The sequence below is a fragment of the Yinghuangia sp. YIM S10712 genome (genome assembly GCF_051388935.1).
In the GTDB taxonomy this organism is placed as follows: domain Bacteria; phylum Actinomycetota; class Actinomycetes; order Streptomycetales; family Streptomycetaceae; genus Yinghuangia.
Genome location: NZ_JBPKBI010000006.1, coordinates 219,279 through 244,084, shown reverse-complemented (window position 1 = coordinate 244,084; position 24,806 = coordinate 219,279). Strand labels below are relative to the sequence as shown.

The window sequence follows — 24,806 nt, the reverse complement described above, 5'->3', positions numbered from 1 at the left end:
CCCCCCCCCCCCGCGAGCGGTTGCCGTACGCCCATCGGCCGACGATTGTCGGAGGGCCCGCCTAAGCTGAACCGCGTGATCGATGCAGACGGACCCGCGACGCTGGAACTCGCACTCGAACAACACCGAGTGGAGCTCACCGGCTACTGCTATCGCATGCTCGGCTCGCCCTTCGAGGCCGAGGACGCCGTGCAGGACACGATGGTGCGCGCGTGGCGCGGCTACGACCGGTTCGAGGGCCGCTCGGCCCTGCGGTCGTGGCTGTACCGCATCGCCACGAACGTGTGCCTGGACATGCTGAAGGGCAAGGAGCGCAAGGCTCGGCCCACCGACTTCACGACCGTGGGATCGGCGGAGAACCCGACGCTGACCACGCACCCGGAGAACACCTGGCTGGCACCGACACCGGACCACAAGGTCCTGGTCGGCGGCGACCCCGCGGACGTCGTGGTCTCACGCGACTCGGTGCGCCTGGCGTTCATCGCGGCCCTGCACCACCTGCCGGCCCGGCAGCGGGCGGTGCTGATTCTGCGCGAGGTGCTGGCGTGGCAGGCGACCGAGGTCGCCGAGCTGTTGGACACCTCGGTGGCCTCGGTCAACAGCGCCCTGCAGCGCGCCCGCGCGACGCTGGCCTCGATCGACGTCGCCGGGACGGACCTCGACGAGCCCGACGACGAGGCGCAGCGCGAGCTGCTGTCCAAGTACGTCAAGGCGTTCGAGAGCTACGACCTCGAATCGCTCGCGTCGCTGCTGCACGAGGACGTCGTGCTGTCGATGCCGCCGTTCGAGCTGTGGCTGCGCGGCGCCGACGAGATCCGTGCGTGGATGCTCGGCGTCGGGAACGGCTGCCGGGGGTCGCGCATGGTCCCGGTGGTGTCCGCGAACGGCACTCCGGCGTTCGGGCAGTACCGCCCGGCGGGTCCGGGCCTGCACGAGCCGTGGGCTCTTCAGGTCATCGAGATCTCAGAGGGCCGGATCGTCGGCCTCAACTCCTTCCTCGACACCGAACACCTGTTCCCACTGTTCGGTCTGCCGCCGCGCCTGGAGTCCTGAGAGTCCCGCGACGTCGCCGACCGGCACGGCTTCGCACAAGCCGACCAGCCCCAGCAGGCCGTGCAGCGTGGCCGGTGCGTCCCGGACCTGGTAGGCGCGGCCGCGCCGCCGCGCGAGCAGCCGGAGTCTGGCGAGGACGTCGACGAGGACCAGGTCCGCCGGGCACCCCGGTTTCACCTCGCACACCAGTCCGGCTCCGGGGACCCGGCCGAGGAACTCGTCCGCGCGCTCGCACAGCCCGGCTGTGTCGCCGCGCGCCAGCGGCGCCCGGATCTCGACCACGACCGCCCCCGAGGCGACCCGCACTTGTGCGTTCCCTGCCACGACGTGCTCCTTCCACCGGCCCGCCCCGCGCGAGGCGGTCGCGGCGTGCCCCCTGGCCGGGTGGTCCCCGACCCCTACGGGTTGAGACCGGCGGGGGACGGCAAACTCATCGGTGGCCTCGCGCGCGGTGACGGCGGCGTCACATGGGTGTGCCGTACCGCGAGCTTTATCTGGCGGACCGTCAGATAATGCCGAGCTCCGGCTCGCCGCCGGCGCATCCGGCACGTCCGGACGTCCGGCATATCCGCAAGGGGGCTCTCATGGCTGTCACCACGTTCACCGATCTCCGCCAGATCAAGGACGCCGCAGGCCGGCATCTCGGGTACAGCACGTGGCTGGAGGTGACGCAGGAACGCGTCGACCTGTTCGCGGACGCGACGGGCGATCGGCAGTGGATCCACGTCGACGTCGACCGGGCGAGGCAGGGCCCGTTCGGTGCCCCGATCGCGCACGGGTTCCTGACGCTGGCGCTGTCGAACCTGTTCCTGCCGCAGATCGTCGAGGTGCGGAACATCTCGCTGGGGGTGAACTACGGTGTCGACAAGGTGCGGTTCCCCCACCCGGTGACGGTCGGCCGGCGGATCCGGGGCGGTGCGGAGATCGCAGCGGTACGCGACATCCCCGGCGGTGTGCAGGTGACGATGCGGATCACCGTGGAGATCGACGGCGAGACGAAGCCGGCCTGCGTCATCGACGCGCTGACCCGCTATCTCGCCTGACGATGCGGTGCCTGGCCCGAACCGCCGTCACCAGCGCGGTGGTTCGGGGTCCACCAGCACGCAGCGCGTACGGCTGTAGATCGTCGGCATGCACTTGTTGCAGTGGATGCACAGGGATTTGACGGAGCGTCGGCTCTCATCGGCGGCGATCCGGTTCACCAGGTCGGGTTCGCGCAGGATCGCGCGGCCCATCGCGACGAAGTCGAAGCCCTCGGCCATCGCGAGGTCCATCGTCGTGCGGTTGGTGATGCCGCCGAGGAGAATCAGCGGCATGTCGAGCTCGGCGCGGAACTGCCGTGCGTACTCCAGCAGATACGCCTCCTGATACGGATAGGGGATCAGGAAGCGCTTGCCCATGAGCCGGATGCCGAGTTGGACGGGCTGCGGGAACGCGGCGGCGAACTCGGGCACGGGGGCGTCCCCGCGGAAGAGGTACATGGGGTTCAACAGCGAGCTTCCGGCGGTGAGTTCGAGTGCGTCCAGGCACCCGTCCTCCTCCAGCCACCGGGCGGTTCGGATGCTCTCGGTGAGCCAGATCCCGCCCGGCACGCCGTCGGCCATGTTGAGTTTCGCGGTGACGGCGATGCGGTCGCCTACGGCTTCGCGGACCGCGCGTACGACGCCGCGTGCGACCTTGGCGCGGTTTTCCAGCGACCCGCCGTACGCGTCGTCGCGGCGGTTGAGCTTCGGGCTGAGGAACGCGCTCGCCAAGTAGTTGTGACCCAGATGGACTTCGACCGCGTCGAAGCCTGCCTCGACGGCGAGTCGCGCGGCGCGGGCGTGGGCTTCGGTGACGCGCCGGATGTCGTCCGCGGTCGCGGCCTTGCACATCTTCATGCCGAGCGGGCTGAACAACCTGCCGGGGGCGAGGGCCGGCAGCCGGTTGGACTTGGCGTTGGCGACCGGGCCCGCGTGGCCGATCTGCGCCGAGACGGCGGCGCCTTCCGCGTGGACGGCGTCGGTGAGGCGCCGCAAGCCGGGGACCGCCTCGGGCCGCATCCAGATCTGGTGCCGGTCGGTGCGTCCCTCGGGAGCGACGGCGCAGTAGGCGACCGTCGTCATGCCGATGCCGCCCGCGGCGGGCTTGACGTGGTAGTCGATCAGCGCGTCGGTGACCAGGGCGTCCGGCGTCGCGCCTTCGAAGGTGGCGGCCTTGATGATCCGGTTGCGCAGCGTGAGAGGGCCGAGTTTGGCGGGGGCGAAGACGTCCGGCACCGGTGTGCGGTCTGCCGCGGGGGTCGTCGTCACGGTGCTCACCCTTCGAAAGGCGGGTCGGCGGGCTTGCGCCGAGGTGGGGCCGGGTGCCCGTGGGCGCACATGAGAGCACGATCGACGAGGGTTTTCAATGAGCGCCGGCGGAGCCGTGCAACCGGCTGCGCCATAACTGATACAACGTCAATTGACGTATGCAGCAAACGAACAGACGACCGGTCAGGTATTTTGCCGGGCACAGGCTCACGTGTGCGGGACGACCAGCACCGGGCATTCCGCGTGCTCGATCACGGAGTGGGCGACGTGGCCGACCAGGTGGCGCAGCAGGCCGTGGCGGCGGCGTACTCCGACGACGGCGACGGTGGCGTCCCCGGTGGCGGCGACCACGGTACCGGCGGCGTCGCCGAGGACGGCCTCGGCGGTGGCGAAAACGTCGGGGAACGCCTCGCGCACGGGGTCGAGGGCGGAGTCGAGGCAGACGTTGTGGGCCTCGGTGACGGCTTTCAGCTCGTGCGGGGCGGGTTCGGACGGACCGAGGTAGCCGGGCCAGGCGAAGGCGTGGACGGCGTACACCGGCAGCCCCCACCGGCGGGCCTCGGCGTAGGCCGCGCGGGCGGTCGGGACGTCGGCCTCCCCCTCGATGCCGACCACGACCCGGTCACCGTCGAGCGCGAGGTCGCCGTCGTCGGTGGGCGCACCGCGCTCGCCGCGCACGACGAGCATGGGGCAGGGCGTGCGCGCGGCGAGGAACCGGGCGACGGAGCCGAGGAGCAGGTTGGCGAATCCGCCGCGGCCACGGGAGGACACGACGAGCAGTTCGGCCCGCCCGGCGGCGTCGAGGAGCACGTCTCCGGGCAGCCCGACCTCGACGTCCCCGTCGACCGACAGGGCGGGGTGGCGGCGCAACACCCGCGCGGCGGCGGCCTCGACGAGTCGCGCGGCGGCGGCCTGGGCGGGGATGACGGGGGGCCGGTCGCCGTGCGACGTGGGCGGCGCGGTCGGGACGCCGACGGCGTGCACGATGCGCAGTGCGGCTCCGCGGCGCACCGCTTCGGCGGCGGCCCGCATCACGGCGCGCATGCCGGCCTCGGAGCCGTCGGTGCCGACGACCACAAGCCCCAGCGGCGGGCCGCCGGAAGCCTGCAAGGGATCTACGGTCGCGACTGCGGTGTTCACGTGCGCCTCCACGGGTCGGGGCGGGTCGCGATGGGGGTACCCGTTCCGTGGCGTATCAGTACATATCAGACAAACCCGGAGAACGCTCGGCTTGGATGCCACCGGAGCAAACGGCTCCGCCGCCGTTCGGGGGACGCCGGACAGCGCCGGGCACGGGAACACCGTGCCGCTCGACGGGGCATCCGCGTGCGCTGCCACGGATGCTCCGATCGCGGGCGGGAATCGCCTCCGACGCCACGCCCGGGGAGCCGCTGAATCCGGTTGACGCGTCGCCACGCCACCCATTATCGTCCTTCCGACGATAATTGATCAGCCTCCCAACCCTCCGCGCTCCCAGGGGAGTCCGATGGTCCACATATTGCGCCGCCCTTTCGTGAGCCACCTGCGCGCCGATCCGGTCCAGTGGGTGCGCCACCAGCGCCGGGGGAAGGTCGTCCACGAAGGCTCCGGGCTCGCGTTCTGGTTCCGTCCCCTCACCGCCGCGCTCAGCGAGGTCCCGGTCGACGACCGCGAGCTGGCGATCCTGTTCCACCTGCGCACCCGCGACTTCCAGCTCGCCACGGTGCAGGGCACGGTCACGTACCGGATCACCGACCCCGGCGTGGCCGCGACGCGACTGGACTTCGGCATCGACCCGGCGTCCGGCCGGTGGAGCGCCACGCCGCTCGACCAGATCGCGTCGCTGCTCACCGAGAGCGCGCAGCAGCACGCCGTCGAGACGCTCGCGGGCCTGGACCTGACCGACGCGATGACCCGCGGGTTGACCGAGGTGCGCGCACGCGTGACCGCCGGGCTTGCCGAGGACACGCGGATCAGCGACACCGGTGTCACGGTGATCGGCGTACGCATCACCTCGATCCGCCCGGACGGCGACCTCGAACGCGCGCTTCAGGCCCCGGCCCGCGAACGCGTGCAACAGGCCGCGGACGCCGCTGGATTCGAGCGCCGCGCGCTCGCCGTCGAGCGCGAACGCGCCATCGCGGAGAACGAGTTGCAGAACCAGATCGAACTGGCCAGGCGCGAGGAGCAGTTGGTCGAACGCAACGGCCTCAACGAGCGCCGCCGCGCTGAGGAGGCGGCGGCAGCGGCCCGCATCCAGGCGGAGGGGCAGGCCGAGCGCGACCGCCTGGCCGCGACCACGACCGCGGAGAACCGGCGCCTGATCGGCGCGGCCGAGGCCGAGGCGCATGCCGCGCATGTGGCCGCGTACGCAGGTGCCGACCCGGCGGTGCTGGTCGCGCTCGCGGTGCAGCAACTCGCGGAACACCTGCCCAACATCGGCACCGTGAACATCACGCCCGACCTGCTGGGCACCGCGCTCGCGAGACTCACCGAAACGCGGCCGGGCTCCGGCGGCCCGGCCGGACCCGGCGGTCCGGAGATCCCCGCACCGATTCAGCAGAGCCGGTAGTGGCACAGGTCCCGCGCGCGGTGTTCGTGCACCGTCAGTCCGCGCTCCAGGATCTGATCAACCGTCATGGGACCTACAACCAGGGGAGCTTCTTCCTCAAGCAGCGCGGGCTGAATGCCAAGGGCATGGTCGACCGGGCGAACATCGTCCAGGATTCCCTGGCGGCGGCCGGGGCGGCGGTGCCGGCGCACTGGCGGCGCGGCGCGGTCGAGCGCGGGGACCTGGACCGCTTCCTGTTCGAGGAGCACGACGTGGTCGTGATCGTCGGCCAGGACGGGCTGGTGGCCAATGTCGCGAAGTACCTGGACGGGCAGCCGGTCGTCGGGGTGAACGCCGACCCGGGCGGCGCAGGCCTGCTGACGCGGCATCAGGCCGCCGACTGCGTGAGGCTCTTGCACGCGGTGGAGGAGGGAAGCGCGCGGTACGAGACCCGCACGATGGTCGAGGCGCGTACGGATGACGGCCGTTCGCTGTGTGCGCTCAACGAGATTTTCGTCGGCCACCCCTCCCACCAGACCGCCCGCTACCGGCTCGCGACGCCGGAGGGGAACCACGAACAGCAGGCTTCCTCGGGCGTGTTGGTGGGGACGGGTACGGGTTCCACGGGGTGGTGCGCGTCGGTGCACCGCGCACGCCCGGACGCGCCGGGGCTGCCCGAGCCGACCGATCGTCGACTGGCGTGGTTCGTCCGGGAGGCGTGGCCGTCCCCGGCGACCGGGACGACGCTGGTCCACGGAACGCTGGGCGAAGGCGCGGTGTTGTCGCTGACCGTCGAGTCGGAGGGCCTGGTGGCGTTCGGCGACGGCATCGAGGCCGACCGGCTCGTACTGTCCTGGGGCGAGCGGGTCGACATCGGCATCGCCGGAAAGCACCTGCGCCTGGTGGTGTGAGACGACGGTCGGGGTCACGGGGAGGAAAAGGCCACAGTGTGGCTTTTTCCTCCCCGTGACCCCGACGGCGCCCTCGTGCGGCTGCTCAGAAGTTCAGGTCGGCAACCATATTGGCGATGCTGTCGCAGCTCGATCTGATGCTCGGTGCGATCGTGCTGCCCGCGAGGTAGAAGCCGAGCATGACGCAGACCACCGCGTGCCACACCTTGAGTCCGGCTTTGCGCACGAGAAGAAACACGATGACGCCGAAGAACAGAACCGCGGAGATGTGCAAAGCCATGGGGACTCCTAGGAGGGCGCAGGGGACGCGCGGGGGACGGCACGCTCGGCCGCGACCGGGGGACGGGGTGGCTTCCCGTGCGCGCGGTGCTGGTTCGGTCGTGTCCGCGGCACGGCATCGGAGGGACTGTCGAAAGTGTCCACAAAGTAGCAATTTGTGATCATGAGTGACCGGCGTGTTGTTCCGACGCCGTCCCGTGTCCCCCGCAGTCCACTCGGACGCCGGAACAGTCAGGAAATCTGTCTTCCCGCCTGCGGAACCGCGTGCCATGCTCCCCGCAACGCACCGCCCGTACCTTCGCCGCCCACGAAAGGTCCGCCGTGCCCGAGCCCGCGCCCGCCTCCTCCCCCGGCCTCGCCGAGATCGACGTCTACTCCCCCGACGCGTACGAGGACGGCGTGCCGCACGCCGCGTTCGCGAGGCTGCGCCGGGAGGCTCCCGTCCACCGCCACCCGGACCCGCAAGTGCCCGACGGCTTCTGGGCGGTGACCCGGCACGCCGACGTGGTGGCGGTGTCGCGCCGACCGGAGCTGTATTCGTCGTACGAGCGGCTGTGCCTGCTGCCCGAGTCGGACGGGGAGTCGCTCGACACGCAGCGCATGATGATGCTGAACATGGATCCGCCGGAGCATTCGCGGCTCCGCAACATCGTCAACCGCGGCTTCACTCCGCGGACGACGCTGTCGCTGGAGGGCAAGGTCACCGAGGCGTGCGAGCGGATCGTGTCGGCCGCGATCGAGGAGGGCAGCGGCGACTTCGTGACGATGTGCGCGGCGGAGCTGCCGCTGGTCGTGATCGCGGACCTGATGGGGGTGCCACAGGAGGACCGGCACCGGCTGTTCCACTGGTCGAACAAGCTGGTCGGCGCGGACGATCCCGACCTGGGCGAGGGGCCGCAGGCGAGTGCGGGCGTGCAGATGGAGATGTTCGCTTACGCCGACCGCCTCGGCGCGGAGAAGCGCGCGTGCCCGGTGGACGACATCGTCTCCAAGCTCGTCCAGCCGGACCGGGACGGCAACGAACTGACGGCGCTGGAATTCGACTTGTTCTTCATGATGCTGGCGGTCGCGGGCAACGAGACGACGCGCAACGCGATTTCGGGCGGAATGCTGGCGCTGATCGAGCACCCCGAGCAGTGGGAGCGGCTGCGGGAGGATCCGGCAGGGCTGGCCCGGACTGCGGCCGACGAGATCGTGCGGTGGGTGTCCCCGGTCAACGCGTTCCGGCGAACCGCCGTGCGGGACACGGAACTCGGCGGCCGGAAGATCGCCGCCGGGGACAAGGTCGTCGTCTACTACAGCTCCGCGAACCGCGACGAGGAGGTGTTCGCCGACCCGCAGGTGTTCGACATCGCCCGGGACCCGAACCCGATGCTCGGATTCGGCGGCGGCGGCCCGCACTTCTGCCTCGGGCGGCACTTGGCGCAGCTCGAACTGGAGATCATGTTCACGACGTTGGCGACCAAGGTGTCGCGCGTCGAACAACTGGCCCCGGCACGGCGGATGCGGTCGAACTTCCTCAACGGCGTGAAGGACATGCCGGTTCGGTTCGTCCCGGCGTGACCGACGGCGGCGATCACGGGAGGAAGTGCCGTACTCGGCGCTCTTCTTCCCGTGATCGTGTCAGGACCGCGACGTGCGTGGGCGGCTCAGCCGAGGTTCGGGATCTGCCAGTCGATCGCCTTGTGGCCCATCTTCTCCAGCGCGGCGTCGATCTGCGAGAACGGCTTGCTGCCGAAGAACTTCTTGGCCGACAGGGGCGACGGGTGGGCGCCCTCGATGACGACGTGCCGCCCGGTGTCGATCAGCGCGGCCTTCTTCTTCGCGTGACCACCCCACAGCACGAACACGACGGGCTTCTCACGGTCGTTGACCGCCTTGATCACCGCGTCGGTGAAGCGCTCCCAGCCCTGGCCCTTGTGCGAGGCCGGCTCGTGCGCGCGCACGGTGAGGACGGTGTTGAGCAGCAGCACGCCCTGGTCGGCCCACGGCTTCAGGTAGCCGTTGTCGGGCACGGTCAGGCCGAGGTCGCTCGCGAGCTCCTTGTAGATGTTGCGCAGCGACGGCGGGACCTTGACCCCGGGCCGCACCGAGAAACACATGCCGTGCGCCTGGTTGTCGTCGTGGTACGGGTCCTGCCCGACGATCAGCACCTTCACGTCGTCGTACGGCGTGGCCTCCAGTGCCGCGAACACCTCGTCCTCGGGCGGGAAGACCTGGTGTGCGGCGCGCTCGGCGTCCACGAACTCGGTGAGCGCCGCGTAGTAGTCCGCGGCGAGCTCTTCGGCGAGCACCGGGCGCCACGACTCGGGCAACGTCTGCACGGCAACAACCTCCACGCTGGGAACAGGCTTGGCACGTAAGGACCGCCGGATCGGCCGGGCACCTTCGGACCCTGGGGCGCGGCGACTTCGTGTGTTCCCAAACGTAGTCGCCCCGACCGACAGCGGGGGCGCCGCCTGGCGGTTTGCCCGCAGGTGACACCCCCGCAATCGGGAACTCCCGAACGTGTCAGGCGTTTTCGTCCTGCTTCTTCTCCTCGGGCTTGTAGCACAGCTTGAGCAGGAGCGCCGCGTTCGCGATGCCGAGGCCCGCGGCGACCAGCGCGGGCTTCGCGCCGGACGACTCGCGGCCGAAGAGCCGGTCGACGGAGTACTTGCCGTTGCCGAGCCCGGCGAGCGCGACGGCGGCACCGCCGACGACCGCGCAGTATTCCCAGCCGCCCTTGAAGACGAAGTAGCCCTTGCCGCGGTGGTCGGTGCGGGCCGCGACCGACATGAGGCCGACGGTGGCCGCGGCCGGCAGCGGGTTGGCTATGCCGAGCGTGAGTCCGACGCCGGCGGCCATCTCCGTCCCGGCCGCCATCTTGGCGTGCACCTCCGCGGGCTTGAGGCCGAGCGCCTCGAACCACCCGGTCGTTCCCTTGAGTCCGCCCGGTCCGGCGACCTTGTTGTAGCCGTGCGCGAAGAGCATCGGGCCAAGGGTGGCACGCAGCACCAGCGCTGCGACGTCCTTGCCCGTGCCGTCGGCCGCCGCCTTGCCGGCCGAGGCCGCCTTCTTCCTGAACATCGCCCACCTCATCGTTTCGCCGGCGCGCACGCCCCGCCGACCGGGACCGGGCGCCCGCACCACACGGACACGGCGGCCTGCGCGGACCGCCGTTGGATTGCCAGGGCAACGTACCGGACGGCGGCTACCGACGCCGTGGCGCAGGTCATCCCAACGAACGGGAACACAACGCAAGGTGACGATCCCGCGACGCGCAACGCCCACCCCCGACGGCACACGACACAGCCCGGAACCACCCCCACCCCTCTCCCGTTCGACGGGTAGGGGGCTCGAATCACCGACTTGCACCACTCGCAACCACCCGAAGAACAAGCAGCACGCGATGCCGCAGCAACTGTGGGGCTCACATCACCGACCTGCGCCACTCGCGACCACCCGGAGAACGAGCCGGACGCGATCACCTCGCTCCGCGGGGCTCACCGCCCAGCCAACTCCCGCACCGGCTGGGCCGTGACCTTGCCCGTGCGGTCGGCATACAGCAGGACGTCCCGCCCGAGCCAGGCCACCGCGACGATCGGGGCTCCGGCGAAACGGCGGGCGAGAGGGGCCGCGCCCCGGCGAGCCGACCCGGCGCGGATGTCCCACAGCACGACGGCGCCGTCCCGGCCGCCCGTCGCGACGACCGCGTTGCGCGAGTCGGGCCGCCACGCCGCGGAGCCTGTCGAGACGTGCGCTTCGAGCCGGCGCGGGCGCGGGCGCACGCGTCCGCCGCGGGCCGCGAGGTCCCAAACGGTCAGCCCGCCGTCGACTTCGGCGGCGAGCCAGTGGCCCGACGCATCGAGCGACAGTCCGTCGATGAGTCCGTGCCCGTGGGTCGGCAGGTCCTCGTACGTCCCGCCGATGCCCCGGATGAACACCCCCGGCCCGTCCCCCGCCGAACACAGCCACGCGCCGTCCGTGCCGCCGGCGAGCACGCGCACGGGGGTCGGGTACGACCACGCCGCGACGCGCCCGCGCGCGGAATATGCGTGCACTTCACCGCCGAGGGCGATCGCGACCGTTCGCCCTCGGTCGAACCAGGCCACGTCGTCCACGGTGACTCCCCCGTCGACCGGTCGCCATTGTTCGAGTCCGGTGTCCGCGTCGAAGACGCGCACGGTGCCACCCGAGGCGACCGCGCAAAGATTGGACGGCGCCCACGCGAAACGGGACGGAGCGTCGGTCGTCCGCATCATCAGCGCGCCGTCGGCGATCCGCCACAGGGCGTATCCGCGCGGCCCCGCGAGCGCGACCGCCCCGCCGCCGGGAGAGAAACCGACGGACGTCGCACCGCCGGGCAGGACGACCCGGGCCAGCAGTCGCCCGTCGGCCGCGTCGAGAAGGCGTACGGCTCCCTGGGCGCCCGCCACCGCACACAGGCCCCCCGAGACCGCCAGCGCGGCGGGCAGGTCGTCGGTCTCGCGTTGCCAGTCAGGTGCCGCCTGGGTAGCCATGAGGCTCATCGCGGTCCTCTCGTCGGTGACGTGGCTCCCGGGCTCGCGCCCGCGGCACCACCCGCCCCGAGAGCCTGTCGGCATCGTGTTACAAACACGAAAATTCCGTCGCTCGGTTCCGTTTCCGTCCTCGTACCGGCCGCGGTCGAACGAACGAGGTTCCGCGGCAAGGTGGTTCGCTTCCCGGGCGCTTCCCCCCGGTCAGGTGTCCCGGCCTCGCCAGTCCAGGCAGAGGGCCACCGCGTCGTCGTCGGCCTGGTTGTCGCCGCGGAACCGGGCGAGCTCGCGCAGGACAGCCCGGGCGGCCTCGGGGGCGGGGGCCAGGCGGTTGTCGCGCATGACGACGGCGAGTTGGCGTTCGCCGAAGATTTCGCCGGTGTGCGACCGGAACCCGTGTACGCCGTCGCTGACCACGAGGAGGCGGTCGCCTGCCTCCAGGGTGAAGCGCTCGGGGACGTACCGCGTGTCCTCCAGCATGCCGAGTGCGAACTGCGCCTCCAGGTCGACGCGTTCGACGCGGCCCTGGCGCAGCAGCATGACGACGGGTGATCCGGCGTCGATGCCGTCGACCTCGCCGCTGGCCAGGTCGATCTCCAGCAGCACACTGGCGAGGTAGGCGCTGCCGGTGTGCACGGACCACACGGCCTGGCTGGCCAGTTCCGCCTGGAGGGCCAGGTCGGCCCCGGACCGCCGGGCGTTGCGCAGCGCACCGACCGCCAGCGCGGTCAGGGTCGCCGCCTGCACTCCGTGCCCCATCCCGTTGGTGACGCTGACCGTGAGGGTGTCGGCGCTGACCGACCAGTCGAAGTTGTCGCCGCGTACGGAGTAGGCGGGCTCCAGTTGGGCGCCGAGGATGAACTCGGGGCGTTCGCACGAGTGGCCCGGCAGCAGGTCCCACTGCATCTCGGCGGCGAGGGTGAGGCGCCGCAGGCGCCGGCTCTGCCGGTAGACGTCGGTGGCGGGCGCGGCCGCGAGGATTTCGTGGGCCAGGGCCTCGGCGGCCTCGGACAGTTCGGCGACCGACGGTTTCGCCCCTTGTTCGGGGTATCCGATCCGCAGGACGCCGATGCGGTCGCCGCGTGCCGAGACGGGCAGGTACAACGTCTCCTCGGCGCCGGGGTGGCCGTCGGTGACGACGACCGGCTCCTGGGCGACGAACGCCCGCCCGGCGGGTGTCCCGACGACGGGGACGACGGAGTCCTCGGTCGCCTCCCGGCCGAACGGCCGGAGGCTGCTGACGGCGTAGTCCGCCAGCAGCAGGGTGCACGAGGTCACTCGGAACCGGTCCGCCAGAACCCGGGCGAGGGCGTGGACGATGTCGTGCGGAGGCGCAGCACGCAGGGTGCGGTGGAGCGCGAGGAGGCGGTCGGCGGCAGTCACCGGGGTCTTCCTTCTGGCATCGCGGTACCTGTCCGCGAGGCGTCATGAGAGAGTGAGAGGAACCATGGACAAGGCGCACGGACAGCAGAGTCGGGAGTCGGCACGCGACCCCTCCTCCGGCTGCGGGCCCGGGGGAGCGGTCGATGCCGACGGCGCGGCGGATGTGCTGGCCGAGGCGTTGGAGTCGCTGATCACGGTCTGGGGGAGGGCTCAGGAGGCGTTCGGCACCACAGTCTCCCCCACGCAGTTGCGCGCTCTTACGATCATCTCCCGGACGTCCGGTATCTCGCTGCACGGACTTGCCCAGGAGATGGGCACGGTCTCCTCGGTGGCCAGTCGGCTGTGCGACCGGATGGACTCCGCCGGGCTGGTGTCCCGCGAGCTGGACGCCGACAACCGTCGCAAGGTGGTCCTGGAGCTGACGGCGGAGGGTGAGGCGCTGATGGCCGCCATCCGGGAGCGACGTGCGCGGGATCTGACGGCCGCGTTGTCCGCGATGTCGGGGCCCGACCGCGCTGCGTTGGTCACCGGCATCCTGGCCTTCCGGCACGCGGCGGGGCACACGCAGGCCGAGAACGCCGGTGGCCGCCGGGCGGCGGGCATCCCGCAGGCACCGTCGTCGCGTCGTTTCGCCTGATGTCCACAGCGCGACTCTACCGTTGCCATAGGGCAACAGTGAAGCGGTGTCGCATGCCGTCCGCCCTGGTCAGGACAAGTACGGCGAAGTGCCCGTAAAGGCGGTTGGGCAGCCCGGGGCCTTTGAGCACCCGCGTGGTAGCCTCCGAAGATTGTTGCCATTGGGCAACGATCAGGCGGTGGAGCGCAGGCGTCGGCCCCCGGCCGGGTTCTCGGCCCCCGTGTCCCGTGCCTTGCCCGCACAACAACGAGGTGTACATGGCATCGCGAGGCAACGATCAGGCAGCCGGCACCCGTACGCGGGCGACCCGGGCGGTCGCCGGGATAGGTGAAGCCGAGCTGCGGCAGTTGCTGACCGGGCTGACCGCCGTACGCGACGGTGACTTCGGGACACGGCTGCCCGACGGCGTGGACGGGCTGCTCGGCGAGATCGCCACCGTCTTCAACGGCACCGTCGACCAGCTCGCGCTGTTCACCTCCGAGGTCACCCGGGTCTCCCGCGAAGTGGGCAGCGAAGGACGGCTCGGCGGACAGGCGCAGGTGCCCGGTGTCGGCGGGGCGTGGCGCGACCTGACCGACTCGGTGAACTTCATGGCCGGCAACCTCACCGGCCAGGTGCGCTCCATCGCCCAGGTCGCGACCGCGGTCGCGCAGGGCGACCTGACGCAGAAGATCCGGGTGGACGCGCGCGGCGAGATCCTGGAGCTCAAGGAGACCATCAACACGATGGTCGACCAGCTCTCGGCGTTCGCGGACGAGGTCACCCGCGTCGCCCGCGAGGTCGGCACCGAGGGCAACCTCGGCGGACAGGCGACGGTACGCGGCGCGTCGGGGACGTGGAAGGACCTCACCGACAACGTCAACGTCATGGCGTCCAACCTCACCGGCCAGGTGCGCTCCATCGCCCAGGTCGCGACGGCCGTCGCGCGCGGCGACCTGTCGCAGAAGATCACCGTCGAGGCCAAGGGCGAGGTGGCCGCGCTCGCCGAAGTGATCAACACGATGGTCGACACGCTGTCCGCGTTCGCGGACGAGGTCACCCGCGTCGCCCGCGAGGTCGGCACCGAGGGCCGGCTCGGCGGACAGGCCCGCGTCCCCAACGTGGCGGGGACCTGGAAGGACCTGACCGACAACGTCAATTCGATGGCGAACAACCTCACCGGCCAGGTCCGCAACATCGCCCTCGTGACCACCGCGGTCGCCAACGGCGACCTGTCGAAGAAGATCGACGTCGACGCGCGCGGCGAGATCCTCGAACTGAAGACGACCATCAACACGATGGTCGACCAGCTCTCGTCGTTCGCCGCCGAGGTCACCCGCGTGGCCCGCGAGGTCGGCAGCGAGGGCCGGCTCGGCGGACAGGCCGAGGTCGCCGGAGTCTCCGGCACCTGGAAGCGGCTCACCGAGAACGTCAACGAGCTCGCCGGCAACCTCACGCGTCAGGTGCGCGCGATCGCCGAAGTCGCCAGCGCGGTCGCCGAGGGCGACCTGACCCGCTCGATCACGGTCGACGCCTCCGGCGAGGTCGCCGAGCTCAAGGACAACATCAACGCCATGGTCGGCTCGCTGCGCGAGACCACGCGCGCCAACCAGGAGCAGGACTGGCTCAAGTCCAACCTGGCGCGCGTGTCCGGCCTGATGCAGGGCCACCGCGACCTGGCCGCCGTCGCCGAGCTGGTCATGGAGGAGCTGACGCCGCTGGTCTCCGCGCAGTACGGCGCCTTCTACCTCGCCGAGGAGCAGGACGGCGGCACCGAACTCGCGCTGATCGGCTCGTACGGATTCCCCCTCGACGGCGAGCGGGCCGACCGGATCCCCGTCGGACGCTCCCTGGTCGGGCAGGCCGCGCGCAGCCGCCGCACCATCGCCGTCGACAACCTGCCCGACGGCTACGTCATCTCCTCCGGCACCGGCAGCATCGCCCCCACCGCGCTGCTCGTGCTGCCCATCATGGTGGAGGACCACGTCCTCGGCGTCATCGAGCTGGCCTCCGTCACCGACTTCAGTGCGATCCACCTCGACTTCCTCGACCAGCTCATGGAGACCATCGGCGTCAACGTCAACTCCATCGTCTCCAACGCGCGCACGGACGAACTCCTCGGCGAGTCCCAGCGGTTGACCGCCGAATTGCAGGCGCGTTCCGCTGAACTCCAGACGCAGCAGGAGGAGTTGCAGCGCTCCAACAACGAACTGGAGGAGAAGGCCGCGCTGTTGGCGGCACAGAACCGCGACATCGAGGCGAAGAACCTCCAGATCGAGCAGGCCCGCCAGGAACTCGAAGAGCGCGCACAGCAGTTGACGCTCGCCTCGACGTACAAGTCCGAGTTCCTCGCCAACATGAGCCACGAGCTGCGCACCCCGCTCAACAGCCTGCTCATCCTGGCGCAGTTGCTCGCCCAGAACCCGACCAGGAACCTGACGCCCAAACAGGTCGAGTACGCCGGCATCATCCACTCGGCCGGCTCCGACCTGCTCCAGCTCATCAACGACATCCTGGACCTGTCCAAGGTCGAGGCCGGGAAGATGGAGCTCAACCCCGAACGGGTGCCGCTGGGCCCGCTGTTGGAGTATGTCGAGGCCACCTTCCGTCCCATGACGACGCAGAAGAGCCTCGACTTCACGGTCGCCACCGCGCCGGGCGTTCCCGCCGACCTGCTCACCGACGACGCGCGCCTGCGCCAGGTGCTGCGCAACCTGCTGTCCAACGCGGTCAAGTTCACCGAGCGCGGCGGCGTGGAGCTGCGCATCGAACCGGCGTCCGACGACGAACTGCCCGCCGAGGTGCACCGGGGCGGCGGCGTGGTGGCGTTCCGGGTCAAGGACACCGGCATCGGCATCGCCGAGGAGCAACTCGAGGCCATCTTCGGCGCGTTCCAGCAGGCCGACGGCACCACCAGCCGCAGGTACGGCGGCACCGGGCTGGGCCTGTCCATCAGCCGCGAGATCGCCTACCTCCTCGGCGGGGCCGTCACCGCGGTCAGCGCTCCCGGCCGCGGCAGCACCTTCACCCTGTACCTGCCCGTCGCCCGGGCCGACCTCGCCGCCGGCAACGGCGCCGTGGGCGCCCCGCCCGCGGCGTCCGACGACGACGCCGCGCGTCAGGGCGCCCGAAAGCGGCCGGGCTCCCGCCACGACGCGGCGCCGCCGCGGAAGCGGCGCCTGCTGGTGATCGAGGAGGATCAGCGCGGACTGCTGACCCTCGTGGCGGAGAACGCCGTCGCCGACCTCGCCCGCAGCCGCGATCTCGTCGGCCCGCGCGCGACGGTCGAAGTCGTCACCGCGACCGGAGCCGAGGACGCCGCCGACGCGCTCGCCACCGAGCCGTGCCACTGCATCGTGCTGGACATGGGCCTGCCCGACGGCGCGGCGATCCGCCTGCTCGACGCCCTCGACGGCGACCGCGCGCTGGCCGCCGTACCCGTGCTCGCCCACATCGGGCGCCGCCTGCCCGGTGACCAGGAGCAGGCGCTCCAGGCGCGTGCCGACCGCCGTCCGCTGGAACTGCCCGCCGGCCTGGACGAGTTGCGTGAACGCATCTCGCTGCACCTGACCGCGGACCAGCCCGACGACGTGCTGCCCCTCGTCCGCGCCGACGACGCGCGCACCCTCCAGCCGAGGCCCGTCGACGACCAACTGGCCGGGCATACCGTCCTGGTCGTCGACGACGACGCCCGCAACCTGTATGCGATCAGCGGCATCCTGGAATTGCACGGCATCCGCGTGCTGCACGCCGAGAACGGCCGCGAAGGCATCGAAGTCCTGGGCACCCACCCGGAGATCGACCTGGTGCTGATGGACGTGATGATGCCCGAGATGGACGGCTACGCGGCCACCGAGGAGATCCGCCGCACACCCGCCCACAGCCGGCTTCCCGTCATCGCCGTCACCGCCAAGGCCATGCCCGGCGACCGGGAGAAGAGCCTGCTGTCCGGCGCGTCCGCGTACGTCACCAAACCCGTGGACGCCGACGACCTCATCGCCTGCGTACGCCGCTGGCTGAGCCAGTGACACGGCCGGAGAACCCGCATCGGCGCGGCCGACCGCGCAATCCGCGGCCCGCCGCCCGACAGAGATGGGTGCCATGAAAACCCCCTCAAGGAGCCGGAGCACCGTGAGCACCGGAAAGCAGCCCCCGGCCGACGGCCTGCTCGGCGCAGCCGACGGCCCGCCCGTGGCACCGGAGCCCGCCGCACCCGAGCCCGCCGCACCCGAGCCCATCTCGCCGGAGTCCGCCGCACCCGAGCCCGTCGCACCCGAGCCCGCCGCCTCGTCGCTCGGCCGCCTGGCCGCCACCGTGGACCGGCTCGCGGGCGAGGTACGCGCCGCCCACGCCGCGGCCGAGGGGCGCGCGCTCGTCGAGATGGCCAAAGGCGTCCTGATCGAGCGGCTGGGATGCGGCCCGGTGCACGCCGCCCGGCAGTTGTCCGAACTCGCCGACCGGGCCGGGGTCTCGCAACTCGAACTCGCCGCCGACATCGTCGACCAGGCCGCCCAGGACCGCATCGCCGAGGTCGCCCGCGACTTCGTCGCCCGCACCAGCGGCTCGACCGACGCCTCGAAACCCGACCCGCCGCTCGCCGTCCGGCTGCGCATCGCCGAGAGCGGTGCCCTGGCCGCGAACGACACGCAGGCGGTCGCCCAATCGCTGCTCCAGCACGCACTCGCGCCGCTGGGAGCCACCGCCGTCGCGGTGTGGGCCGCGGACGCCGACGGCTCGCTGACCCTGTGCGGCCATGCCGGTTTCTCTCCCGACGAGGCCGTCCGGTGGCGGTACGTCCCGCCCGGTGTCGCCACTGTGGCCCGCAGCGCCCTCGGCCGACGCGCGAGCGTATGGCTTCGCTCCCTCGCCGAGGCGGGCATCCCCTCGGTCGGCCTCCACGAACACCCCGGCGGCCGGGCGGCCGTCCTCGCCGGCACCGGAGGGCGAATCCACGGCGTACTCGAAATCTGCTGGCCCCACCCCAAGGCCTCCCAACCGCCGAGAATCCACCGGCAGTTCGAGGCGCTGGCGGAACTGTGCGCGCACACCCTCGAAGCCACCGTGCCGCACGGCGACCTCCGGGACGGCCCTGTGCCGGCCCTCGCGGAACTCGCGCGCTTCGCCGACGGGCTCCGCGACTCGGCGCTGGTCCTGGTGCCGCACGTGGGGCCCGACGGGAACCTCGACGACTTCCGCATCCACCACGCCAACCGCAACTTCGCCGACCCCGCCGGACGCACCTCCCGCGCGCTGGAAGGGGCGCTGTTCCTGGAGGCGTACCCGCTGGCGGCCGGCGACGGCGCGTTGTTCGGGCACATCGAACGCGTGTACGCGACCGGCGAGCAGTTCCAGCGCGACGGAATGCCCCTGACCGCATTGGTCGACGAAGTCCGGCTCACCGCCGTCGCCGACATCGGGGTGAGCCGGCTCGGCGGGGCCGTGCTGCTTGTCTGGCGCCTCGAAGACGAAGTCGTACGCCTGGCCGGCCTGCTCCAGCACGCCCAGCGGCTGGGCCGGCTCGGCGGCTTCGAGGAGAACCTCGCCACCGGCGAAATCACCTGGAACTCCCAGATGTTCGACCTGCACGGCCTCACCCCGACGGCTTCCCCCATCCGGCTCGAAGAACTCCCCGGACGTGCCCATCCCGACGACGCGGCGTCACTGCGGCGCTTCCTGCGCGGGGTCATGCACCACTGGCGCCCGGGCTCGGCCGCGTTCCGGCTCCAGCGCCCCGACGGCGTCACCCGGCACATCCGCGTCGTCGCCGAACCCGTGCTCGGCCCCGACGGACGCCTGCATGCCATACGCGGTGCCTTGCAGGACATCTCCGCCCAGCACTGGACCGAGGTCGCCCTGGCCGCGACCCGCGACCAGCTCGCCCACACCGAGCAGCAGGCCGCCGCGCGCAACCGCCTCACGCTGCAACTCCAGCACGCCATCATGCCGCCGGAGACGGCCCCGCTCGACACCCCCGCTCTCGAACTCGCGGTGCGCTACCGGCCCGCCGAGTCCGAGTCCGCGGTGGGCGGCGACTGGTACGACGCCGTCGTCCTGCCCGACAAACAAATCCTGATCAGCGTCGGCGACGTCGCGGGTCACGGCATCGGCGCCGCCACCAGCATGGTCGTCCTCCGCAACGCCCTGCGCGGCCTCGCGGTCACCGGGGCCGGACCCGCGCAACTGCTGACCTGGCTGAACATCGTCACCCACAGCCTCGCCGGGCAGGTCACCGCGACCGTGGTCTGCGGCCTCTACGACCCCCGGCGGCGGGTGCTGCGCTGGGCACGCGCAGGACACCTCCCCCCGGTCCAGGTCCGCGAACACGACGCGAAGGCGCTGCCGTTCATCGACGGCATCCTCCTCGGCGCGCTGGCCGACGCCGCCTACGTCGAGGACGAGGTCCAGCTCCGGACCGGGGACACCGTGCTGATGTTCACCGACGGCCTCATCGAACGCCGGGACCGCACCGTGCAGGACTCCCTCGCCCAACTCCTCGCCAACGCGCGGGGCACCGCCCAGTCCCTCGACCTGTACCTCGACCGGCTGCTCACCCACAGTGCGGCGGACACCGACGACGACACCTGCATCGTCGGGTTCCGCGTGGTCTGACCCGTCCGTCAGCCGCACGGCGCGCTCCGTCAGTCGGCGTCGGCCTTCGTCCGGCAGCCGACGACCGCTTCCCACGCCGCCATCGCGCGGTCCACCAGACCCTCCAGATCCGCGCGCGACGCACCGTCACGTGCCTGGACGGCCATGCCCTGGATCACCGCGGTGTAGAAGGCCGCGACCGCGCGCACGTCGGTGTCGGCGGACAGTTCGCCGTCCTCGACCCCTCGGGCCAGGCGGGCGGCGAGGTCGTCGGCGTTGGTGCGGCGCCGCTCGGCGAGGAAGTCGCGTACGGGGGCGTTCGCGGCCGAACAGTTCGTCGCGGCGAGCACGATCATGCACCCGCTCGGTGCGTCCTGTTGAGTACCGGACCGTGCGCTCGCCCGGAGCGCGGCGTCGACCGCCTCCCGCACGGTCGGCACCTCGGCGAGGGCGCGGGCGATCGGTGCGCCTTCCGACTCGCCGTACAACGCGACGGCTTCGCGGAACAGCTCCTCCTTCGAGCCGTACGCCGCGTACAGGCTCGGCGAGCTGATCCCCATCGCCGAGGTGAGATCGGTCATCGAGGTCGCCTCGTAACCGCGCTCCCAGAAAACACGCATCGCGCGCGCGAGCGCCTCGTCGCGGTCGAAGGCCCGCGGGCGGCCGGGGCCTGCCATGCCCACCCACCTTTCTGTGTCGATCGTTCAAATATAGGCCTTGACCTGCCGTGGCAGCCGTGGAACGTTTCTATGCCGATCGGCACAGAATTACTTTCCAGCGTCCGCACCGCGACGACGGCGACACTTCCAGGGAGCGATATGAGCGACATGAGCGGCATACGGCAAACGACCGACGGCGGTCTCGCCGGCCTGGCCGGCAAGGCCGCACTGGTCACCGGCGGCAGCCGCGGCATCGGGGCGGCGATCGCCCGCAGGCTCGCGCACGACGGCGCCGACGTGGCGTTCACGTACGTCAGCGCCGCGGGCAAGGAGAAGGCCGACGCCGTCGTGGCCGACATCGAGGCCGCCGGGCGGCGGGCCGTCGCGCTGCGCGCGGACTCCGCCGACGCGGACGCCATCCTCGGCGCGGTCGACGACGCGGCGGCAGCCCTGGGACGCCTCGACATCCTGGTCAACAACGCCGGGATCTTCGGCAGCGGCCCGATCGAAGACGTGACCGTCGAGGAGATCGACCGCACCCTCGCGATCCACGTCCGCGCGGCGTTCCTCGCCGCTCAGGCCGCGAGCCGGCACCTGCCGGACGGCGGACGCATCATCAGCATCGGCAGCAACCTCGCCGGGCGGGTCCCGCACCCCGGAATCGCGCTGTACTCGATGAGCAAGGCCGCCCTCGACGGCCTCACGCGCGGCCTGGCCCGCGAACTGGGCCCGCGCGGCATCACCGCGACGGTCGTGCACCCGGGCTCGACCGACACCGACATGAACCCGGCCGCGTCCCCACACGCCGAAGCGCAGCGCGAACGCACCGCGCTGGGCCGCTTCCTGGACGCGGACGACATCGCCGCAACCGTGGCCTTCCTCGCCGGCCCCGGCGGCCGCAACATCACCGGCACGGGAATCCTCGTCGACGCGGGCGCCAACGCGTAACGCCTCTCAGACGGACGCCGCCTGCCGACGCCGACGCCCGCCGCGCTTCGGCGCGGCGCGGCGTCCGCCCTGGTGTTCGCCGGCCTTCGGGGTGCGCTCGCGCGCCGCGACCGCCGCGGCCAGTGCCGTCGTCACCGGGACCGAGGCGACCAGGCCGATGCTGCCGACCAGGGTCCGCACGACCTCCTCCGCGACGATCTCGGTCGTCACCACGCTCCCGAACGGCTGTTGGGACGCCGAGAAGAGCAGCAGCAGCGGCAGCGCGGCACCCGCGTACGCCAACACCAGCGTGTTGACGGTCGACGCGATGTGGTCGCGGCCGATGCGCACGCCCGCGCGATACAGGTCGCGGGCCCGCAGCGCGGGGTTGGCGTGCTTGAGCTCCCACACCGCCGACGTCTGAGTGACCGTCACATCGTCGAGTACGCCCAGTGATCCGATGACGATGCCGGCGAGCAGAAGCCCGCGTACGTCCACCTCGGAGTGCAGCGCCTGGACCATCGAGGCCTCTTCGGAGGCCATGCCGGTCAGCCTGGTCAGGTCGAGGAACAGTTCTCCGAGCACGCCGATCAGCGCGAGACTCACCAGGGTGCCGAGCACCGCGATGGATGTGCGGGCGCTGAAGCCGTGGCACAGGTACAGCGTCACCAGCATGATCGCCGACGCCCCGACCACCGCCACCGGCAGCGGCGAGCTGCCCTCCAGAATCGCCGGAAGGACGAACCCCACCAGCACCGCGAAGCTCACCGCGAGACCCACGAGCGCCATGAGCCCGCGCAGTCGGCCCACAACGACGACGGCGACCGCGAAGATCGCGGCGAGCCACAGCATCGGCTTGTCGCGCTGGTAGTCGACGATGGTCCACTGCGCCTCGGGCGGCGCGTCGGCCGCGAAGTCGAGGACGACTTCGTCACCGACCTTGAGCCCGGCCAACCCGGCGCCCTCGTTGATGAGCTGGCGGATTGTCGTGCCCCGGCCGGGGCCTTCGGTGACGTCGACGGCCACGGATATGCAGTCGCGGTCGGTGCCCGCGGCCGGACCGGCTTCCGCGCCGGGCGCCCCGAGGCCCCCGGCCGCCGAGCCGTCGGGCCCGGAGCCGTCCGTCCCCGACACCGCCGGGTCGCACGAGACCGCCGCCGTCTCGACGACTTCGCCGTACGCGACATGGACGTTGGCGTGGTTGGGCGCCACCTCGGGATCGTGGTCGCTCGGCCACAACACGACCATGCCGACCGCGACCGCCACCGCGAACGGCACCAGGATCAGTGCCAGCAACCGCCGGACCCGCGCCGAAGCCGGCACGGCCGGCCCGTGCGCGTGGCCGTGGCCGTGCCCTTGGGAGTGCCCTTGGGAATGCCCGTGCGCGGCGTCCGGCGAGGGGTCGTGGGGGTGAGCCGGCGCGGGTATCCGCGCCTGTTGGTCGGGCATCGCGTCGGCCTCCGGTCCGGAGCGGTCACCTTCTCGTACGGACCGCGCGCCCGGCAAGTCCGCCCGCCCGGCCCCGTCCACCCCGCGCGAACCGCCGCCGTGCGCCCGGGTCTTCGGGCCGGGCTCCCGCCGACGCGCCGGTGCTGCTAGGAAGGTCGCGGGCACTTTGACCTTGCCGCTTCCTCGAACAGTCCCAGCTCAGTCCCCCGCAGTCCCCGACAGAAGAGCTCCCGCATGCAGCAGAAGTCCTCGTCCAGGACGATTCGGCGCGCCGCCGCGGTCGCCATCGCCGCCGGCGCGCTCACCGCCGCCGTGCCGGTGGCGGTCTGGGCGATCCCGGCGTTGAACGACGAACCCGCACCGGTACTCGCGGACACCGGAGCCTCCGGCAAGGAGCCGGCGATCCTCACCGCGGGCGTGGCGATGCTCGTCGGCGGAGCGGCCGTCGTCGGCGCGGCCCGTTTCCGCGCGGTCCGCGCGGAGCGTGCGGCTGCCGAGGAAGACGAGTGGGAGGACGACTGGGACGACGAGGAGTGGGACGACGATCCGGAGCCGGCGGCAGCCGTACGACCGACCACCGCCGAAGCCGAGCCCCCACCCGCGGTCACACCCCCCGGCACCACGTCCGCCGGCGCCCCGCCCGACAGCACCTCGCCCGACACCGAGGAAGCACCCGCCGACCGCAAGCCGACCAAACCCGACGAGGCGGCCACGGCAGCGGATCACGACGAGGCAAGCAAGACGGACAAAGCCGAGAACACCAACGCGCAAGACACAAAGGGCGAACCGGATGCGCCCACCCCGAACACAACCCCCAGGACACCGGAAAGCGAAACCCCCGACGCCCCGGGCGACAAGACCGACCCTCCCCCGAACCCCGACCGCTAGGCGTATTGACCTGCAAAGTTGTCGACGCGGGTGATCACGGGTCGGCCTCCGAGTGCGGTGTGGCAGCGATGGCCGCACCCCTCGGGTTCCGAAAGTCGGCCCTGCACTGCCCTTTCGGCACCCCGTCGGTCTCGGCGGCTACGCCGATGCTCAGTCGCCCGTCCCCACGCCCGCCGTCAGGTCCGGCCGGGGCCAGGCATTGCCCATGCGCGCCTCGATCGAGTGGTTGAAGCGCGTCAGCACGTCCAGCAGCACGCGCCGTTCCTCGTCGTCCCAATCCGCGAGGACTCCGTTGAGGCCGTGCCGATGTCGGTCGCGGTCCACGGCGAGGCGGCGGCGGCCTTCCTCGGTGGCCCGCAGTTTGCGGGCGAGACCGCCGTCCGGGTCGGCGATGCGTTCCGCGAGTCCGGCGCGGAGCAGGGCTGCGACCTGGCGGTTGACGGTCGAGGTGTCGAGCTGGAAGGCGTCGGCGAGCTGCCCGATCGACATCGGGCCCTCCACTTCCAGGCGACTGATGAGCAGGTACGCCGACCGCTCCAGCGTCTGCCCGTCCGCATTGCGGTTGGCCATCACCTGATGCCGTGCCAGGAGCATGCATTCTCGCTCGATCCGGGCCAGCACGTGGTCCACCACGACGTCCTCCCTGAGTCAGCCCGCCGCCGAACACCCACAGATCCGGCTGCGTCCCCCATTTTCCAGCCTTGTGACGCACCCCGCGAGTATGCACGATACA

General features: G+C 71.6%; 21 protein-coding genes. 10 read left to right on the top strand and 11 right to left on the bottom strand.

Going from position 1 to position 24,806, the window contains the following annotated elements; genetic code table 11:
- The first annotated feature begins 75 nt into the window (after window positions 1-75).
- Complete coding sequence (locus tag ACRX5W_RS16120) at window positions 76-1,053, top strand: sigma-70 family RNA polymerase sigma factor (protein ID WP_436788822.1); 978 nt, start codon at window positions 76-78, stop codon at window positions 1,051-1,053.
- Here the strand turns inward: ACRX5W_RS16120 and ACRX5W_RS16115 are convergent.
- Entirely contained in the window at window positions 964-1,377 is a 414-nt protein-coding gene (locus tag ACRX5W_RS16115; protein ID WP_436788821.1) for a hypothetical protein, read from the bottom strand. The genes ACRX5W_RS16120 and ACRX5W_RS16115 overlap by 90 nt on opposite strands.
- Before the next feature lie 260 nt (window positions 1,378-1,637).
- On the opposite strand from ACRX5W_RS16115, the gene ACRX5W_RS16110 reads away from it, so the two are divergent.
- Window positions 1,638-2,096 (top strand): MaoC family dehydratase, encoded by a 459-nt coding sequence (locus ACRX5W_RS16110; RefSeq protein WP_436788820.1) that lies wholly within the window; start codon window positions 1,638-1,640, stop codon window positions 2,094-2,096.
- 27 nt (window positions 2,097-2,123) lie between these two features.
- On the opposite strand, the gene ACRX5W_RS16105 is transcribed toward ACRX5W_RS16110, so the two are convergent.
- Both ACRX5W_RS16105 and ACRX5W_RS16100 read right to left on the bottom strand, forming a co-directional pair.
- Window positions 2,124-3,353: an NADH:flavin oxidoreductase gene (locus ACRX5W_RS16105; protein ID WP_436788819.1), complete on the bottom strand. Its 1,230-nt coding sequence runs from the start codon at window positions 3,351-3,353 to the stop codon at window positions 2,124-2,126.
- Window positions 3,354-3,551: 198 nt separating this feature from the next.
- Complete coding sequence (locus tag ACRX5W_RS16100) at window positions 3,552-4,484, bottom strand: universal stress protein (protein WP_436788818.1); 933 nt, start codon at window positions 4,482-4,484, stop codon at window positions 3,552-3,554.
- Window positions 4,485-4,830: 346 nt separating this feature from the next.
- On the opposite strand from ACRX5W_RS16100, the gene ACRX5W_RS16095 reads away from it, so the two are divergent.
- Window positions 4,831-5,895: an SPFH domain-containing protein gene (locus ACRX5W_RS16095; protein WP_436788817.1), complete on the top strand. Its 1,065-nt coding sequence runs from the start codon at window positions 4,831-4,833 to the stop codon at window positions 5,893-5,895.
- Entirely contained in the window at window positions 5,895-6,785 is an 891-nt protein-coding gene (locus tag ACRX5W_RS16090) for a hypothetical protein (protein ID WP_436788816.1), read from the top strand. The genes ACRX5W_RS16095 and ACRX5W_RS16090 overlap by 1 nt, the downstream gene beginning before the upstream one ends.
- Window positions 6,786-6,870: 85 nt before the next feature.
- Here ACRX5W_RS16090 and ACRX5W_RS16085 read toward each other — a convergent pair whose 3' ends face one another.
- Window positions 6,871-7,065 (bottom strand): hypothetical protein, encoded by a 195-nt coding sequence (locus ACRX5W_RS16085; protein ID WP_436788815.1) that lies wholly within the window; start codon window positions 7,063-7,065, stop codon window positions 6,871-6,873.
- Between the two features lie 320 nt (window positions 7,066-7,385).
- Here ACRX5W_RS16085 and ACRX5W_RS16080 point away from each other — a divergent pair, with 320 nt between their 5' ends.
- A complete protein-coding gene (locus ACRX5W_RS16080; RefSeq protein ID WP_436788814.1) occupies window positions 7,386-8,627 on the top strand; it encodes a cytochrome P450 in 1,242 nt (413 codons plus the stop codon).
- Window positions 8,628-8,713: 86 nt separating this feature from the next.
- Here ACRX5W_RS16080 and ACRX5W_RS16075 read toward each other — a convergent pair whose 3' ends face one another.
- The 4 genes from ACRX5W_RS16075 to ACRX5W_RS16060 form a co-directional block, all read right to left on the bottom strand.
- Window positions 8,714-9,388, bottom strand: coding sequence for a uracil-DNA glycosylase (locus ACRX5W_RS16075; RefSeq protein WP_436788813.1), 675 nt, complete (start codon window positions 9,386-9,388; stop codon window positions 8,714-8,716).
- A gap of 187 nt (window positions 9,389-9,575) precedes the next feature.
- The gene (locus tag ACRX5W_RS16070; RefSeq protein WP_436788812.1) at window positions 9,576-10,133 is read right to left on the bottom strand and encodes a DoxX family protein; all 558 of its coding nucleotides are present in this window, start codon (window positions 10,131-10,133) and stop codon (window positions 9,576-9,578) included.
- A 416-nt stretch (window positions 10,134-10,549) separates the two neighbouring features.
- Window positions 10,550-11,575: a WD40 repeat domain-containing protein gene (locus tag ACRX5W_RS16065; protein WP_436788811.1), complete on the bottom strand. Its 1,026-nt coding sequence runs from the start codon at window positions 11,573-11,575 to the stop codon at window positions 10,550-10,552.
- Window positions 11,576-11,767: 192 nt separating this feature from the next.
- Window positions 11,768-12,946, bottom strand: a complete 1,179-nt coding sequence (locus ACRX5W_RS16060) for a PP2C family protein-serine/threonine phosphatase (RefSeq protein WP_436788810.1) — start codon at window positions 12,944-12,946, stop codon at window positions 11,768-11,770.
- A 64-nt stretch (window positions 12,947-13,010) separates the two neighbouring features.
- Here ACRX5W_RS16060 and ACRX5W_RS16055 point away from each other — a divergent pair, with 64 nt between their 5' ends.
- The 3 genes from ACRX5W_RS16055 (at window position 13,011) to ACRX5W_RS16045 (ending at window position 20,171) form a co-directional block, all read left to right on the top strand.
- On the top strand, window positions 13,011-13,583 hold the full coding sequence (locus ACRX5W_RS16055) for a MarR family winged helix-turn-helix transcriptional regulator (protein ID WP_436788809.1): 573 nt from the start codon (window positions 13,011-13,013) through the stop codon (window positions 13,581-13,583).
- 257 nt (window positions 13,584-13,840) lie between these two features.
- Window positions 13,841-17,590 (top strand): HAMP domain-containing protein, encoded by a 3,750-nt coding sequence (locus ACRX5W_RS16050; RefSeq protein WP_436788808.1) that lies wholly within the window; start codon window positions 13,841-13,843, stop codon window positions 17,588-17,590.
- Window positions 17,591-17,693: 103 nt separating this feature from the next.
- On the top strand, window positions 17,694-20,171 hold the full coding sequence (locus ACRX5W_RS16045; protein ID WP_436788807.1) for a SpoIIE family protein phosphatase: 2,478 nt from the start codon (window positions 17,694-17,696) through the stop codon (window positions 20,169-20,171).
- A 29-nt stretch (window positions 20,172-20,200) separates the two neighbouring features.
- Here the strand turns inward: ACRX5W_RS16045 and ACRX5W_RS16040 are convergent, their stop codons facing one another.
- On the bottom strand, window positions 20,201-20,827 hold the full coding sequence (locus tag ACRX5W_RS16040; protein WP_436788806.1) for a TetR/AcrR family transcriptional regulator: 627 nt from the start codon (window positions 20,825-20,827) through the stop codon (window positions 20,201-20,203).
- A 141-nt stretch (window positions 20,828-20,968) separates the two neighbouring features.
- Between ACRX5W_RS16040 and ACRX5W_RS16035 the strand changes: the two genes are divergently transcribed.
- Complete coding sequence (locus ACRX5W_RS16035) at window positions 20,969-21,757, top strand: SDR family NAD(P)-dependent oxidoreductase (protein WP_436788805.1); 789 nt, start codon at window positions 20,969-20,971, stop codon at window positions 21,755-21,757.
- Window positions 21,758-21,763: 6 nt separating this feature from the next.
- On the opposite strand, the gene ACRX5W_RS16030 is transcribed toward ACRX5W_RS16035, so the two are convergent.
- A complete protein-coding gene (locus tag ACRX5W_RS16030) occupies window positions 21,764-23,185 on the bottom strand; it encodes a YibE/F family protein (RefSeq protein WP_436788804.1) in 1,422 nt (473 codons plus the stop codon).
- 234 nt (window positions 23,186-23,419) lie between these two features.
- On the opposite strand from ACRX5W_RS16030, the gene ACRX5W_RS16025 reads away from it, so the two are divergent.
- Window positions 23,420-24,073 carry a hypothetical protein gene (locus tag ACRX5W_RS16025; RefSeq protein ID WP_436788803.1) on the top strand — a complete coding sequence of 218 codons (654 nt, stop codon included), beginning with the start codon at window positions 23,420-23,422 and terminating at the stop codon, window positions 24,071-24,073.
- 150 nt (window positions 24,074-24,223) lie between these two features.
- Here the strand turns inward: ACRX5W_RS16025 and ACRX5W_RS16020 are convergent, their stop codons facing one another.
- Window positions 24,224-24,703 carry a MarR family winged helix-turn-helix transcriptional regulator gene (locus ACRX5W_RS16020; RefSeq protein ID WP_436788919.1) on the bottom strand — a complete coding sequence of 160 codons (480 nt, stop codon included), beginning with the start codon at window positions 24,701-24,703 and terminating at the stop codon, window positions 24,224-24,226.
- Window positions 24,704-24,806 lie beyond the last annotated feature (103 nt).

Bases quoted from the DNA above. Each gene is read 5' to 3' on its own strand.
- ACRX5W_RS16085 (WP_436788815.1), bottom strand. From the start codon at position 7,065: ATGGCTTTGCACATCTCCGCGGTTCTGTTCTTCGGCGTCATCGTGTTT.
- ACRX5W_RS16110 (WP_436788820.1), top strand. From the start codon at position 1,638: ATGGCTGTCACCACGTTCACCGATCTCCGCCAGATCAAGGACGCCGCA.
- ACRX5W_RS16040 (WP_436788806.1), bottom strand. From the start codon at position 20,827: ATGGCAGGCCCCGGCCGCCCGCGGGCCTTCGACCGCGACGAGGCGCTC.
- ACRX5W_RS16025 (WP_436788803.1), top strand. From the start codon at position 23,420: ATGCAGCAGAAGTCCTCGTCCAGGACGATTCGGCGCGCCGCCGCGGTC.
- ACRX5W_RS16095 (WP_436788817.1), top strand. From the start codon at position 4,831: ATGGTCCACATATTGCGCCGCCCTTTCGTGAGCCACCTGCGCGCCGAT.
- ACRX5W_RS16070 (WP_436788812.1), bottom strand. From the start codon at position 10,133: ATGTTCAGGAAGAAGGCGGCCTCGGCCGGCAAGGCGGCGGCCGACGGC.
- ACRX5W_RS16030 (WP_436788804.1), bottom strand. From the start codon at position 23,185: ATGCCCGACCAACAGGCGCGGATACCCGCGCCGGCTCACCCCCACGAC.
- ACRX5W_RS16035 (WP_436788805.1), top strand. From the start codon at position 20,969: ATGAGCGACATGAGCGGCATACGGCAAACGACCGACGGCGGTCTCGCC.
- ACRX5W_RS16050 (WP_436788808.1), top strand. From the start codon at position 13,841: ATGGCATCGCGAGGCAACGATCAGGCAGCCGGCACCCGTACGCGGGCG.
- ACRX5W_RS16055 (WP_436788809.1), top strand. From the start codon at position 13,011: ATGGACAAGGCGCACGGACAGCAGAGTCGGGAGTCGGCACGCGACCCC.
- ACRX5W_RS16065 (WP_436788811.1), bottom strand. From the start codon at position 11,575: ATGAGCCTCATGGCTACCCAGGCGGCACCTGACTGGCAACGCGAGACC.